Annotated in this window: 15 protein-coding genes; 2 read left to right on the top strand and 13 right to left on the bottom strand. The window is 72.5% G+C overall.

Translation table 11 applies throughout. The features are described from left to right. Window positions 1-111: 111 nt before the first annotated feature. Window positions 112-1,875 (bottom strand): SLC13 family permease, encoded by a 1,764-nt coding sequence (locus tag MFF56_RS01945; protein WP_066925940.1) that lies wholly within the window; start codon window positions 1,873-1,875, stop codon window positions 112-114. Between the two features lie 53 nt (window positions 1,876-1,928). Between MFF56_RS01945 and MFF56_RS01940 the strand changes: the two genes are divergently transcribed. Then, entirely contained in the window at window positions 1,929-2,465 is a 537-nt protein-coding gene (locus MFF56_RS01940) for a hypothetical protein (protein ID WP_238229347.1), read from the top strand. On the opposite strand, the gene MFF56_RS01935 is transcribed toward MFF56_RS01940, so the two are convergent. Both MFF56_RS01935 and MFF56_RS01930 read right to left on the bottom strand, forming a co-directional pair. Then, the gene (locus MFF56_RS01935) at window positions 2,466-2,921 is read right to left on the bottom strand and encodes a CBS domain-containing protein (RefSeq protein WP_197430660.1); all 456 of its coding nucleotides are present in this window, start codon (window positions 2,919-2,921) and stop codon (window positions 2,466-2,468) included. Between the two features lie 111 nt (window positions 2,922-3,032). Then, complete coding sequence (locus MFF56_RS01930; protein ID WP_066924583.1) at window positions 3,033-3,452, bottom strand: hypothetical protein; 420 nt, start codon at window positions 3,450-3,452, stop codon at window positions 3,033-3,035. A gap of 344 nt (window positions 3,453-3,796) precedes the next feature. On the opposite strand from MFF56_RS01930, the gene MFF56_RS01925 reads away from it, so the two are divergent. Next, window positions 3,797-4,936, top strand: coding sequence for an acyltransferase family protein (locus MFF56_RS01925; RefSeq protein WP_082773185.1), 1,140 nt, complete (start codon window positions 3,797-3,799; stop codon window positions 4,934-4,936). Here MFF56_RS01925 and MFF56_RS01920 read toward each other — a convergent pair. From MFF56_RS01920 to MFF56_RS01875, 10 genes are all read right to left on the bottom strand, one after another. Next, window positions 4,837-5,616, bottom strand: coding sequence for a fumarylacetoacetate hydrolase family protein (locus MFF56_RS01920; protein WP_066924582.1), 780 nt, complete (start codon window positions 5,614-5,616; stop codon window positions 4,837-4,839). The genes MFF56_RS01925 and MFF56_RS01920 overlap by 100 nt on opposite strands. Before the next feature lie 94 nt (window positions 5,617-5,710). Further along, the gene (locus MFF56_RS01915) at window positions 5,711-6,898 is read right to left on the bottom strand and encodes a CaiB/BaiF CoA transferase family protein (protein ID WP_066924581.1); all 1,188 of its coding nucleotides are present in this window, start codon (window positions 6,896-6,898) and stop codon (window positions 5,711-5,713) included. 127 nt (window positions 6,899-7,025) lie between these two features. Beyond that, window positions 7,026-7,847, bottom strand: a complete 822-nt coding sequence (locus MFF56_RS01910; protein ID WP_238229346.1) for an IclR family transcriptional regulator — start codon at window positions 7,845-7,847, stop codon at window positions 7,026-7,028. Window positions 7,848-7,855: 8 nt separating this feature from the next. Further along, complete coding sequence (locus MFF56_RS01905) at window positions 7,856-8,617, bottom strand: enoyl-CoA hydratase-related protein (RefSeq protein WP_066924580.1); 762 nt, start codon at window positions 8,615-8,617, stop codon at window positions 7,856-7,858. A gap of 15 nt (window positions 8,618-8,632) precedes the next feature. Further along, on the bottom strand, window positions 8,633-9,589 hold the full coding sequence (locus MFF56_RS01900; protein WP_283207395.1) for an NAD(P)H-dependent flavin oxidoreductase: 957 nt from the start codon (window positions 9,587-9,589) through the stop codon (window positions 8,633-8,635). Beyond that, complete coding sequence (locus tag MFF56_RS01895; RefSeq protein ID WP_066924579.1) at window positions 9,586-10,296, bottom strand: ABC transporter ATP-binding protein; 711 nt, start codon at window positions 10,294-10,296, stop codon at window positions 9,586-9,588. The genes MFF56_RS01900 and MFF56_RS01895 overlap by 4 nt, the downstream gene beginning before the upstream one ends. Further along, entirely contained in the window at window positions 10,289-10,999 is a 711-nt protein-coding gene (locus MFF56_RS01890; protein ID WP_066924577.1) for an ABC transporter ATP-binding protein, read from the bottom strand. The genes MFF56_RS01895 and MFF56_RS01890 overlap by 8 nt, the downstream gene beginning before the upstream one ends. Beyond that, entirely contained in the window at window positions 10,992-11,990 is a 999-nt protein-coding gene (locus tag MFF56_RS01885) for a branched-chain amino acid ABC transporter permease (RefSeq protein WP_066924586.1), read from the bottom strand. The genes MFF56_RS01890 and MFF56_RS01885 overlap by 8 nt, the downstream gene beginning before the upstream one ends. A gap of 10 nt (window positions 11,991-12,000) precedes the next feature. Further along, on the bottom strand, window positions 12,001-12,873 hold the full coding sequence (locus tag MFF56_RS01880; RefSeq protein WP_238229345.1) for a branched-chain amino acid ABC transporter permease: 873 nt from the start codon (window positions 12,871-12,873) through the stop codon (window positions 12,001-12,003). Between the two features lie 7 nt (window positions 12,874-12,880). Beyond that, on the bottom strand, window positions 12,881-14,044 hold the full coding sequence (locus MFF56_RS01875; RefSeq protein ID WP_066920022.1) for an ABC transporter substrate-binding protein: 1,164 nt from the start codon (window positions 14,042-14,044) through the stop codon (window positions 12,881-12,883). Window positions 14,045-14,054: the final 10 nt, after the last annotated feature.

Genomic DNA, 14,054 nt, shown 5'->3' with positions numbered 1-14,054 from the left:
CGCGACGACGACCCTCGCATCGCCACGCTCATAGACCGGTGCCCGCGCGCGGCGCATCGCCCCGGAGGTCGGAGCCGGGGCTCTTGCGGCCTAACCCGAAAGACGCCCCCGTCAGGTCCGATGGAGGGGCCACACGAGGGCGATGAGCGGCACGCCCACCACGATCACGATGAGGGAGAGCGGCAGCCCGAGCCGGGCGTAGTCGCCGAAGCGGTAGCCGCCGGGTCCCATCACCAGGGTGTTGCACTGGTGGCCGATCGGCGTGAGGAAGTCGCAGGCCGCGCCGAGCGCGACCGCCATCAGGAACGGGTCGGGATTGAGCCCGAGCTTGGTCGCGAGCTTGGCGGCGATCGGCCCCATGATCAGCACGGTCGCGGCGTTGTTGAGGAACGGCGTCACCGCCATGGCCAGAACCAGGATCGCGCCGAGTGCCGCCACGGGCGAGAGGTCCTGCACCAGGGCCGTCAGGTGGGCGGCGACGAGGTCCGCGCCGCCGGTGCTGCTGACCGTCTCGGAGATCGGGATGAGGGCGCCGAGCAGCACCAGCACCGGCCATTCCACGGCCTGGTAGGCCTCGTGCGGGGTCATGCTGCGCAGGAGCAGCACGGCCACGACCGCGCCGAAGAAGGCCACCGCCACCGGGACGACGTGGAGCGCGACGAGGCCCATCGCGGCGAGCAGGATCGCGGCCGGCAGCCAGCTCCGGTCGTTGCGGCCGAGCGCGATCTCGCGGGCGGCCAGCGGCAGCACCTTCAGGGTCCCGAGGGCGGGCGCGAGCGCGGCGGCGCGGCCGCGCACCACCACCACGTCGCCGGCCCGGAAGCGGACGGAGGAGAGCCGCTGCTCGATGCGCCGGCCGCGCCGGCTGACCGCGAGGATGCCGAGGCCGGTGGCGCGCTCCAGGTCGAGCTGGGCAGCGGTGCGTCCGACGAGGTCGGATTCGGCGGTCACCACGCCCTCCATCACCACCGCCTCGGCCGCGGGCGCGGCGCCCGCGAGGGCGAGCCCGGTGCGGGCCACGAAGCGCTCCAGCGCGTCGGGCTCGCCGTCGAGGAGCAGCACGTCCTCGTCCTTCAGGGGGAAGTCGGGGCTCGCCGGATAGCGCCGGAAGCGCTCGCGCAGGACGGTCGCGACGCGGACCTCGCCGTCGCCCTGCGCCTCCAGCGCGGCCACCGTGCCGCCGGCCGCCGGGTGGCGCGCGGGCAGGCGCGCCTCCGTGGTGTAGCGCTCCAGGGTGAAGGCCGCCTCCATCGAGCGCGTGCCGCCGTCGCGCCGCGGCAGCAGCCGCCAGCCCAGGCACAGGAAGACGAAGCCTGAGGCCGCCACGCAGAGCCCCACGGGGGTGTAGTCGAACATGCCGAAGGGTTGGCCGGTCAGGTCGGCGCGGACCTTCGAGACGATCACGTTCGGCGAGGTGCCGACCAGGGTGACGATGCCGCCGATCAGCGAGGCGAAGGCCATCGGCATCAGCATCGCGGAGGCCGGCGTGCCGCTGCGGCGGGCGAGCTGCAGGGCGATCGGCATGAAGATCGCCAGCGCGCCCACGTTCTTCGTCACCATCGACAGCAGCAGCACCCCGGCAACCAGGATCGGCACCTGCCGTCCCGCGCTCGTCAGGTAGGGCATGAGCGGGCGCATCAGGGTCTCGACCGCGCCCGAGCGGGCGATGGCCGCCGAGAGCACGAGCGCCGCACCCACGATGACCACGATGTCGTCGGAGAAGCCCGAGAAGGCCTTGTCGGCGGGCACGAGGCCGATCGCGATGCCGACCGCGAGCGCCGTGAGCGCCACGACGTCGTAGGGCAGCCGGTCCCAGACGAAGGCCGCGACGGTCACGCCGATCAGGCCGAAGGCGAGCACTTGATCGACGGTCATCCGGGAACACCTGATCGGTGCGCCGACAACGGCGGCGCGGGCATGGAGGGCAGGTGTTGCAGCTAGTCGAGACGGGACCGGATCACCAGCCGTCCGAGGGCGAGCGGGCGACGATCGACCGCCGCCACCGCGCCGTCGAGCCGGGCCGCCGCCAGCTCGCCGAGGCGGTCGGCCAGAAGGTGCTCCACGGTTTCCTGCAGAACCGCCACCAGACCCTGATGCCGCTGAGCGTCAACCTGACGCGCCTCGCCGAGGGGGAGTGCGCGGCGCTCGCCCGCTTCGCCGCGGTGGCCGCCCGGGCGGGCGGCGCGGAGGCCGCCCTCGATCCGGTGCGGGCCTGGCTCCGCGGTTCGGGCGCGGATGCCGGCCTGCTCGCGGCGTTCGAGGCGGCGCTGCGATCGCCGCCGCCGCTCGACGCGGCGCTCGCGGCGCTCGTCGAGCCCGAGACCGCCCTGATCGCCTTCATCCTGTGCCTCGTCGCCGCGCGCGAGGCCGGCCCGGCCGGATGGGCGTTCGCCGACTACGTCGCCCTGCACCGCGCCCTGCCGAACGCTGCGGTGCGCGCGGCGGAGCGCCGGTACCGGGCCTGATCAGCCCGCCCCCGCGCCCTCGGTGAGCGTCAGGAGCGAGACCTGCAGGGCGTCGTCGTTGACGAGGAGGTGGCGGGCGATGTCGGCCAGGGTCAGCCAGCCGACCACCCGGCGGCTCCCGTCCAGCACCGGCAGCCGCCGCACGTAGTTCGCCACCATCACGTCCATGGCCGCGCGGAGCGTGTCGCCGGGGCTGCAGGCGAGGACGGGCCGCGAGGCGACCTCCTGCACCGAGACGGCCGCCGGATCGCGCCCGCGGGCCACGACCCGGTAGAGCAGGTCGCGGTCCGTGACGATGCCGACGATCCGGTCCGCCGAGCCGACGGGAAGCGCGCCGACCTCGATCTCGCCCATGAGGACGGCCGCGGCCTGCGCGCTCGCGTGCGGCTCGATGAACTCGACGTCGCGGGCCATCACGTCGGCGACGCGGAGATTCTCGGCGGACAGGTTCGGCATCGGGCGCTCTTGCGGATCGCGCTGGTCGAGCCATGCGCGTGCGCCCCATCTAGGGCCCGGATGCGCTGCGCGCACCGCGCGCCGACGGCCGTTGCCCGCTCGGCGCCGCGCTCAGCGCCGCCAGTCGAGATCGGAGCGCGCGGCGTAGCGCGGCCGCGGATCGAGGGAGAAGGGTCCGCTGGCGGTCCAGGGAATGGCCGCGAACTCGACCGGTGCCGGACCGTTGCGCGCGGGCGGGGATGCGGGCCCCGTCGCGGGCGCGTCCGGCATCGTCGCGGCCTCCGCCGCCCGCACCGCGGCCTCGTCGAGGGCGTGGTCCGCGCGCGGGACGGGCCGCGTCGGAAGCAGGCGGTTCGGTCGGGCCTCCGGCCGCTCCGCCGCCGCGCGGGCCTCACGAAGTCTCTGGCGCCGGTCCCGGCGCGCCGCATGCCGCAGGGTCTCGCGGGCTCCGCGGGCGTCGGTCGCGACCTTGCGCATGGATCTGCGGAAGAGTGCCCGGGACTGGCAGGTGCCGAGCGAGGGGCGATACATCTGCCCGATCGCGCAATGGCCGGCGCCGCGGTGACGGGATCGCGCCTCCACGGTCCCGGTCAGGGCGAGACACGCTGCGATTGCCCAGAAAAAGACATGATTTCGCATGGCATTCCCTCGTGCAATGTCCCCCTTTTGCAGGTTCGGCCGAGAGAAGTTTGGTGTTGGCCTATATCATTCCGCTCCGTATACGTAAATCGTATGCTGATCTGGGCGCTGACTTGAACGGTGGGCGCCCGAGGGCCGTTCACCGCGGGCGGGCCGCCGGTGTTGCGCCGGTGCTCTTGCCGCCGCGCCGCGTTTCCCGGCCCGTAAGGGCCTGACGTCCGGACGGAGAGCACGGGGTGGCGCAGGGAGCGGGCGACCGAGAGCGGTGCGCGAACAATTTCGGCACGTTGCGGCTCCTCTTCGCCGCGCTCGTGATCCTCGCCCACGCGCCGGAACTCATCGACGGCGACCGCTCGCGCGAGATCCTGACCCGGGTCTTCGGCACGCTGTCCTTCGGCGAACTGGCCGTCGACGGCTTCTTCCTCGTCAGCGGCTACCTGATCACCGCGAGCTACCGCGCGCGGACCTCGTTCTCCGGCTACGTGCGGCGCCGGGCCCTGCGGATCTACCCGGGCTTCGTCGTCGCCTCCCTCGTCTGCATCCTGGTTGTGGCGCCCTTCGCCGGGGGCGACATGGTGGCCCTGTCGAGCGCCGAGACGCTGCTCCGCCTCGCCCTGCTGCTGATGCCCGTCGTCCCGGGCGCGTTCGAGGGCCTGCCCTACCCGCACCTCAACGGCTCGATGTGGACGATCCCCTGCGAGTTCGGCTGCTACCTGCTCCTCGGGCTGGCCGGCCGCGCGCGCGTCCTGCGCATCCGGGCGCGCTACCTCGCGCTGCTGGCCGGGCTTGGGGCGCTCCTCGCCCTGCGCTGGCTCTTCCTGCCGGTCGGGCTCCCGGGCGACGTGGCCGGCACGCTCTCGGAGATGATCCGCTTCGTCTTCGTGTTCTGCTGCGGGGGCGCCTACCAGCTCTTCGGCGACCGGATCGCCTACACGCGGCGCGGCGCCTGCCGGGCCGCGCTGCTGCTGCTGCCCCTGATGTTCGTCCGGCCGCTGGCCGAGCCCGCCTTAGCGGTGCTCGGCGGCTACCTCATCTTCTGGTTCGCCTTCGCGGTGCGTCCCCTGGCCCTGAGCCGCGCGGTCGATCGGGCCGACCCCTCCTACGGCCTCTACCTCTACGCGTGGCCGGTGCAGAACCTTCTGGTCGCCCACGTCCCGGGCATCTCGCCCTGGGCGGTAGCGGCGCTCGCGCTCGCCGCCGCGCTCCCGCTGGGGCTCCTGAGCTGGTTCCTCGTCGAGGGACCGGCCCTGCGCCTTCGTCCGGCCGCGCGGCGGGATCAGACGATGCGGACCGACAGGTCGGGCAGGCCGTCGAGCGTGCCGAGGAGCACGTCGCCCCTGACCACCGGGCCGACATTCTCGGGCGTGCCGGAATAGATCAGGTCACCCGGCGCGAGCGCGAAGGCCTCGGAGAGCTTCGCGATCTGCTCGGCGACGCTCCAGATCATCTTGTCGAGATCGGAGTTCTGCCGGACCGTCCCGTTGACCGACAGGGCGATCGCACCCTTGCGCAGGTGCCCGACCTGCGCCACCGGCCGGATCGGCCCGATGATGGCGGCATGGTCGAAGCTCTTGCCGATCTCCCAGGGCTTCTTCTCGGCCGCCATCCCGTTCTGGAGGTCGCGGCGGGTCATGTCGAGGCCGAGCGCGTAGCCGTAGACGTGGTCGAGGGCCCGCTCGGCCGGAATGTTGACGCCGCCCACGTGCAGGGCGGCGACGAGCTCGATCTCGTGATGGTAGTTCTTCGTCAGGGATGGATAGGGATGCTCCGCGACCGCGCCGACCGCGACGGTCTGGATCGCGTCCGTCGGCTTCTGGAAGAAGAACGGCGGCTCCCGGCTCGGATCGGATCCGCGCTCGATGGCGTGGGCCGCGTAGTTGCGGCCGATGCAGTAGATGCGGCGCACCGGGAAGACGCGGCTCTCGCCCAGGATGGGGACGGTCGTGGCCGGCACGGCGAAGAGCGGTTCGGGCGCGGCCTGCGCCTCCGCCCGGCGCGTGCCGACCGCCGTGGCGACGGCCGCGAGCGCGATCAGATCCCGGCGGGATGCCCGCATCGTCTCCTCCCTTCTCGACGGACCGTCGCCCCGCGACGGTCGATGACGTGCCGGTGACAGGTACCACGCGAGGCGAGCGTTGGCGCGGCCCTCGTCAGCGTTCCCCCGTCGCCTCCGCAGGCCCCGACAGCGCGGCCCGGATCTCGGCGCCCGAAGCGCCGAGCACGGGCGGCATCCGCCGCACGGGGAGGCGCGCGCCGTCGAGCCGGTAGGGCGGGGCCAGCACGTGGGCCGCCGCCTCCGCGCCCGCGCCCTGCGGGATGACGAGGCCGGCGGAGCGGGCGCGCTCCGAGGTCAGGGCCTCGTGCAGGCCCAGCACCTCGCCGCAGGGGATGCCGGCGGCCTGGAGCCGGGCCAGGAGGTCGGCCCGCTTCCACTTGGCGAGTTCCGCCTCGAGCACCGGCACGAAGACGGCGCGGTTTCGCGAGCGGTCGAGGTTGCTGGCGAAGCGCGGGTCGGCGCAGAGGTCGGGCCGCTCCAGCACCTGCTCGCAGAAGCGCCGGTACTGCGCGTTGTTGCCGACCGTCAGCACGATCGGCCCGTCGCCGGCCTCGAACACGCCGTAGGGCACGATGGAGGGGTGCGCGTTGCCGTAGCGGGCCGGGTCGCGGCCCTGCACCATGGCCTCCAGGCCGTAATAGGAGGTCAGCGCCACGCCGCAATCGAACAGGGCGAGTTCCACGAGGCGCCCGCGACCGGTGCGCTCGCGCTGGTAGAGGGCGGCGAGGACCGCTTGCGCGGCGAACTGGCCGGTGAACAGGTCGACCGCCGCGAGGCCGAACTTGAGGGGCGGCCGCTCCGCCTCGCCGTTCAGCGCCATCAGCCCGGCCTCGCCCTGGATCACGAGGTCGTAGCCCGGCCGCGTCGCCTCCGCGCCGTCCGAACTGTACCCCGAGACCGAGCAGTAGATCAGCCGCGGGTTCTCGGCGGAGAGCGCCGCGTAGCCGAGGCCGAGCCGGTCGGCGCCGCCGGTCTTGAAGTTCTGCACCACGACGTCGCTCTGCCGGGCGATATCGCGCACCAGCGCCAGCCCCTCCGGGTCGGCGAGGTCGACGCCGATCGAGCGCTTATTGCGGTTCACGCTGTCGAAATAAGAGGTGTTGCTCGGGCCGGTCCGCAGGCCCCAGTCGCGGGTGTCGTCGCCGCGCTCGGGGTGCTCGACCTTGATCACGTCGGCGCCGAGATCGCCCAGCACCTGCGCGCACCAGGGTCCCGCGAGCACGCGGGAGAGATCCAGCACGCGGATGCCGGCGAGCGGCAGGTCGTCGGGATCGAACAGCATCGGGTCACTCCTCAATCAGATCTCGCCGCGTCCTCGCGGCGAGATCTGCCCGCGCGACGGCGCGGCGGCGGTCGTCCGCCGGACCTCATCGATGCCGGCCATAGGCCGGGATCGATGAGACCAGCAATCAAGCGCCCATGACACCTTCGAGGCCGCGCACGGCCTCGATCAGCTTCGGGCGGGCGACGTCCATCAGGAAGCGGCCGTCGGTGATGATGGTGGGGGCGCCGCAATTGACCGACATCGGCGGCAGGCCGCCGCCGGGGCGGAAGCCCACCGCGATGGCCGAGACCGTGTCCTGCCACTCGCCGAAGGAGGTGCAGCAGCCGATCTCGCGGTGCTCCTGCACCGCCCGGTCGAGGCCGGCCCGCAAAGCCGGCCAGGCCAGCGGGTCGTAGGCCTGCAACTCCTCGTAGAGCGCGGCGCGCTCGCGGTCGGAGCAGACCGCGATGTAGGCCCGGCCCATGGCCGAGCGGGCCAGCGAGATGCGCGAGCCCGTGTCGAGGTTGAGCGAGATCGCGGCCGGCCCGCGCTGGCAATCGATGTAGCGCATGCTCAGCCGGTCGCGCACGCCGAGACCCACGGAGGCGTTGGCCGCCTGCGCCACGGCGCGCAAGGCGGGACGGGCGATCTGGCGCACGTCGAGGCCGCCCAGCGCCATCGAGCCCAGCGCGATCGTCTGGGTGCCGAGGCGGTATTTCCCGGATTCCTCGACGAGGTGCAGGTAGCCGAGCTTGGTCAGCGTGTAGGTCAGCCGCGACACGGTGGAGCGCGGCAGGCCGCAGGCCTCGGCGATGTCGTGGTTGGCGAGCATCCGCCGGTCGCGCCCGAAGCAGGCGAGCACCGCGAGGCCGCGGGCCAGCGCCGTGACGAAGTGCCGGTCCTCCTTCGGGCCGGCCCCCTCCTCGGCCTCGGGGTCGGCGAGGGGATCGAGGGCGGTCTCACTCATGATCGCGCTCATCGTGCGAAGAAGGCCGCGAAGGCGGCCTGGGCGGCGGGGCCGCGGCGGAGCGCGTGGAAGGTCTCGGCCTCGCTGGCCAGCGTGCGCGCCACGATCTCGGCGTGGCCCGCCCGCAGCGCCCGCTTGGTGGCGGCGACCGAGACCGGCGGGAGGGCGGCCAGCGCCCGGGCCCGCTCCAGCGCCGCGTCGAGGGCTTGGCCCGCCGGCACCACGGCGTTGACGAGGCCGGCCGCCTCGGCCGTCTCGGGCCCGAAGGGCTCGCCCAGCATCAGCAACTCGGCGGCGCGCTTCGTGCCGGCGACGAGGGGCAGCAGGTAGCTCGACGCGCCCTCGGGGCTGAGGCCGAGGCTGGTGAAGGGCAGGCGGAAGCGCGCGCCCGCCCCCGCATAGGCGAGGTCACAGTGCAGGAGCAGCGTCGTGCCGATGCCGACCGCGTGGCCCTCAACCGCCGCCAGGACGGGCTTTGGGCAGGCGGCGAGCACCTTCAGCAGGGCGAGGCCGGGGCTGTCCGCGACAGTCTCGGCGGTATCGCGAAAATCCGCGAGGTCGTTGCCGGCGGTGAAGCAGCCGCCCGCGCCCGTGAGCACAATGGCGCGCACGGCCTCGTCCGTGCCGGCCCGCGCGATCGCCTCCCGGATGGCCCCGTAGGTCGCCCGGTCGAGGGCGTTGCGGCGCGCAGTCCGGTCGATGGTGAGGAGGCGCACGCCGTCCGCCGGCTCGGTGATCCGCAGGGTCTCGGTCGCGGGGGACTCTGTCATGGCTCGGAATCCTCCTCAGGCCGCGAGGCCGGCGCGGGCCGCGCGGTACTCCCGCGCCAGCCCCGCCACGATCTCGGCGACCGGCCGCACGTCGGGGATCGTGCCGACCCCCTGGCCCGCGCCCCAGACGTCGCGCCAGGGCTTCGCCCGGTCGCTGGCGAAGCTCATCGCGGTCTTGTCGGCGGTCGGCAGGGTGTCCGGATCCAGGCCTGCGGCGCGGATGCTGGGCGCCAGGTAGTTGCCGGGCACGCCGGTGAAGAAGGGCGTGTAGAGGATGTCCGCCGCGCTCGCGCCCGCGATCATGTCCTTGTAGGCGGGCGCCGCGTTCGCCTCCGCGGAGGCGATGAAGCGGGTACCCATGTAGGCGAGGTCGGCACCCATCGCCTGCGCCGCCAGGATCGCGGATCCAGTGGTGATCGCCCCCGAGAGGATCAGCGGCCCGTCGTAGAAGCGGCGCACCTCGCCCACCAGCGCGAAGGGCGAGAGCGTGCCCGCGTGCCCGCCGGCCCCGGCGCAGGCCAGGATCAGCCCGTCGACGCCCGCCTCCAGCGCCTTCTCGGCGTGGCGGACCGTGGTGACGTCGTGGAAGACGAGGCCGCCGTAGCCGTGGACCGGCCGCACCACGGCGTCGGGCGCGCGCAGGCTGGTGATGACGATCGGCACGCGGTGGCGCGCGCAGGTCTCGACATCCTCCGCCAGCCGGTCGTTCGAGGCGTGGACGATCTGGTTGACCGCGAAGGGCGCGATCCGGGCCGCGGGGTCGGCCGCGCGCGCGGCAGCGAGCTCCTCCGTGATGCGGGTGAGCCAAGTGTCGAGCATCGCGGCGGGCCGCGCGTTCAGCGCCGGGAAGGACCCGACGATGCCGGCGCGGCACTGGGCGATCACGAGGTCCGGCCCCGAGACGATGAACATCGGCGAGGCGATGACCGGCAGGGCGAGGTTGTCGCGCAGGATCGGGGGCAGACGGTTCACGCGCTCTGCGCCTCCCGCGCGAAGTAGAGGTCGTGCAGGTGGTCGAGGTCGACCTGCGCCGCCGGCGCGCTGAGCCGCACCTGCCCGCCGCGCAGCAGGTGCACGTCGTCGGCGACCGAGAGCGCGACGCGGGTGTTCTGCTCGACCAGCAGGATCGTGGTCCCGGCCTCCTTCAGGCGCGCGATGATGTCGAAGACCTCCGAGACGATCACCGGCGCGAGGCCGAGCGACGGCTCGTCGATCAGCAGGATCTTCGGCTGCGACATCAGCCCCCGTCCCATGGCGAGCATCTGCGCCTCGCCGCCGGAGAGCGAGCCGGCCATCTGCCCGCGCCGCTCGCGCAGGCGCGGGAACAGGCCGTAGACCCGGTCGAGGCCGGGGGAGAGGTCGCCGCGGCAGCGCTTCGGGTAGGCGCCGAGGCAGAGGTTCTCCTCCACGCTCATGTCGCGGAAGACGAGGCGGCCCTCCGGCACCATGACGATGCCCTGGCCCGCGAGATCCCAGGTCTTGCCCGCCAGACGCTCGCCCCCGAGCCGGATCTCGCCCTTGTGCGGGATCAGCCCGGTCAGCGCGCGCAGCAGCGTCGTCTTGCCGGCCCCGTTCGGGCCGACGATGGCCGTCAGCGCGCCCTCGCGGAAGGTGAGCGAGAGGTCCCACAGCACCGTGATGTGGCCGTAGCCGGCCCGGAGGTTCTGGGTCTCAAGCATGGGCCGTCCCGGTATAGCTCTCGACGACGCGGGGATCGCGGAAGACCTGGGCCGGGGTGCCGTCGGCGATGATCTCGCCGAAGTTCAGCACCACGGCGCGCGAGCAGAGGCCCGAGATCGTCTCGATGTCGTGCTCGACGATGACGATGGTCAGGCCGAAGCGGCGGTGCAGTTCCTTGAGCTTGGCCGCGAACTGGCGCTTGGCCTGGCTCTCCAACCCCGCCAGCACCTCGTCGAGGAGGAGGAGCTTCGGCTCGGTGGCGAGCGCCTTGGCGATCTCCAGCCGCTTCAGCTCCTGCAGCGCCAGCGCGCTCTCGGCCGGGCGGTCGCCCTGTTGCTGAAGCTCCATGACGGCGAGGATCTCCTCGATCCGCGCGGGGTCGTGGCGCCCGGCGCCGAAGACCTGCGCGACCGCGAGGTTCTCGCGCACGGTCAGGTGCTTCATCGGCTGCGGGATCTGGAAGGTGCGGCCGATCCCGAGGCGGGCGCGGCGGTGTAGGGGCAGGCGCGTGACGTCGCGGCCCCCGAACAGGATCTTCCCGCGCACCCGGGTCAGCCCCGAGATGCCGTTGAAGAGCGTGGTCTTGCCGGCCCCGTTCGGGCCGACGAGGCCCAGGATCTCGCCCGGCTGCACCGTGAAGGTGACGTCGCGCAGCGCGACGAGGCCGCCGAAGCGGACCGTGACGGCGTCGAGTTCAAGCATGGCGGTCCCCCTTCCTGACGAGGCCCAGCAGCCCGTTCGGCGCGGCCAGCACCATCACGACGAGGACGAAGCCCAGGATGATCTGGTGGCCGACCGCGATCAGGCTCTTGGCCACCACCTGGTCGAACAGGTAGATGATCACCGCGCCGCCGATCGGGCCGACGATCGTGCGGTAGCCGCCGAAGATCGCCGCGATGATCGGCATCAGGCTCCAGACGCCCGAGAAGGCGTAGTCCGGCTCCAGAAAGCCGATGATGTGGGCGTTGAGCGCGCCGAACACGCCGGTGATGAAGGCCGAGAGCAGCAGCATCAGGGACTTCAGGACCGTGCTGTTGACGCCGACCACCCGGGTCGCGTCCTCGCTCTCGGCGATGGCGCGGAGCGCCAGGCCGACATGGCTGCGCCGCACCGCGAGGTAGGCCAGCGCGCAGAGGGTGACCACCGCGACGAGCAGCAGGTAGCTGCCGGTGCGGCTCGCGAGGTCAAGCCCGAACACGTTCGGCAGGCCCGGGTAGCGCTGGAAGCCCGCGCCGCCGCCGGTAAGCCAGGAGGCTTCGGTCGCCAGGATGCGGAAGATCTGCGCGTAGGCGAGGATGGCGAGCGCGAAGTAGGGGCCCGACAGCCGGAGCGCGGGCAGCATCGCGAGCGAGGCCACCACGGCGACGAGGCCGCCGAGCGGCACGGTGAGCAGCACCGGCAGGCCGAGCTTGGCCGAGAGCAGCGCCGAGGCGTAGGCCCCGACCCCGAAGAAGGCGGCGTGGCCGAACGAGACCATGCCGCCGAGGTTGCCGAGCAGCGCCCAGGCGAGCGCGACGCCCGAGAGGATGAGCGCCGAGATCAGCAGGCCCAGCATGTAGTTGCTGGCGCCCATGAGCACCGGCAGCAGCGCCAGCACGAGGAGGCCGAGGCCGAGGGCGGCGCCGCCCGGCACCCGCGAGCGGGCAGGGGCGGCCTTGAGCGCGACGGCGGGGGCGGACTCGAGGGAAGCCATGCGGGTCACCTCAGCCGCGGCGGGCGCGCGCGCCGAACAGGCCGTTCGGCAGCAGGAACAGGACGAGAAGGAACAGCACCATCCCGGCGAGTTCCTGCAGGGCGGAACTGGCGAGCGTGACAGTGAGCGCCTCGGTGACGCCGAGCAGGATCGCCGCCAGGAACACCCCGGGGATCGAGCCGACGCCCGCCAGCACCGTGACGATGAAGGCCTTCACGGTGAGCGCGTGGCCGAGCGCCGGCTGCACCACGCTCATCGTGTAGAGCGCCACCCCCGCGAAGCTCGCGAGCGCCCCCGCGACCAGGAAGGAGACGAGTTCCGTCCGCACCGGGCTGATGCCCATGAGCGTCGCGGCCGCCCGGTTCGACGAGACGGCGCGCACCGCCCGCCCGTACCAGCTCTTCTTCAGCCACCACCACAGGGCGACCATCAGCGCGAGGCTGACCCCGAAGGCGACGATCTCGCCGTTCATGGCGTAGACGGGGCCGATCGACGTCGCATCCTGAAGCTGCGGCGAGGCGGTGGTGCGCACGTCGCTGGCGAAGACCAGCAGGATCGCGTTCGTCAGGACGATGCCGATCCCGAAGGTGAGGATCAGCGAGTTCAGCTCCCGGTGCTCGCGGATGCGGTCGATCATCAGGAAGAGCGCGGCGCAGACCACCGACACCACGACGAGCGCCAGGGGGATCGCGAGGTACGGGTCGAGGCCGGCACGGGCCTCGACCACGTAGGCGCAGTAGGCGGCGAGCAGCACCAGCTCGCCGTGCGCGAGGTTGATGATCCGCATCGCCCCGAAGGAGAGGGCGAGGCCGAGCGCCACGAGGGCGTAGACGCTGCCGACGAGGAGCCCGGAGAACAGGGCCTGGAGGATCAGATCGGTCACGCCGGCCTCACCAGGGCAGGCCGGGGAAGACGATCTCGCCGGTCGCGGCCGCGGCCGGCGAGACCAGAACGATCTTGCCCGCGCGGTGCTGGCCCATCGCCACGGAGAAGCGCGGGTTGTCGCCGGTGGCGTCGAACTGGACGGGCCCAAGCAGGGTTTCGCGCTCGGTCTGGCGCATCGCGTCGGGCAGGCCGCCGCTCTTGAGCGTGCCGGCATCCGCCGCGCGGGCGATCGCCTCGGCCAGGATCGTCGTCTCGACGAAGCTCAGGGTGGAGAGGTACTCGACCTCCTTGTTGTAGGTCTTCTTGTAGGTTTCGGCGAAGCGCTTGCCCTCCTCGTCCTTCATCTCGACCGGGAAGGGCAGGAAGGAGGTGCCCACGACGTTGTTCATCAGGTCGGGGAACTCGCTGTACATCTTCGGCGTGGCCAGCGACCACGCGCCGACGATGAGCTTCACCGGGGGCTTCAGCACCTTGGCGGCCCGGATGATGCCCACGTAGTCGTTCTCGTAGGCCGACATCACCAGGATGTCCGACTTATCCTGCAGCTTCACCTTGTTGATGACCGGCTTGAAGTCGGTGATCGCCGGGTCGAACTCGTGCACCGTGACCTTCACGCCCTTGGCGGCGAGGTCCTTCTGCAGGCCCTTGGCCAGCAGCGCCGGCGCCTCCTTGGTCGAGGCCAGGATCGAGACGGAGGTCGGCTTCAGGCTCTCCAGCAGGGCGCCCATGCCGCGCTGGTAGCCGGCGTTGTTGTTGATCCGGAAGAAGGTCTTCAGTCCCCGCGCCGTCAACTCGTCGCTCACCGCGCCGGCCGTGATGTAGGTGGTCTTCAGCCGGTTCGAGGCGTCGGAGGCCGGGCCGATGATGTTCGAGCCGTAGCCGCCGATCACCGCGACCGCGCCGTCCGAGACGAGCTTCTCGACCGCCGACACCGCCTTGGCGGGCGTGCTCTCGTCGTCGATCACCTGGAGGCGGATCTTGTGCTTCTCGGAGCGGGCGTTGAACATCTGGATCGCCACCCGCATGCCCTCGTCGAAGGCCTGACCGGAGCGCGCGAGCGAGCCGGTGAGGGGCATGTGGGCGCCCACCAGGATCTCGTCGGCGCGGGCGGGCCCTCCGGCAAGGGTGGCGAGGGCGATCGACGCGGCCGCGACGGCTCTGCGAAGCATGCGGGTTCCT

Origin of the sequence: Methylobacterium hispanicum, assembly GCF_022179285.1 — a bacterium.
Lineage (GTDB): Bacteria > Pseudomonadota > Alphaproteobacteria > Rhizobiales > Beijerinckiaceae > Methylobacterium > Methylobacterium hispanicum.
The sequence above is the reverse complement of the archived record's forward strand: the minus strand, read 5'-3'. Positions and strand labels throughout refer to the sequence as shown.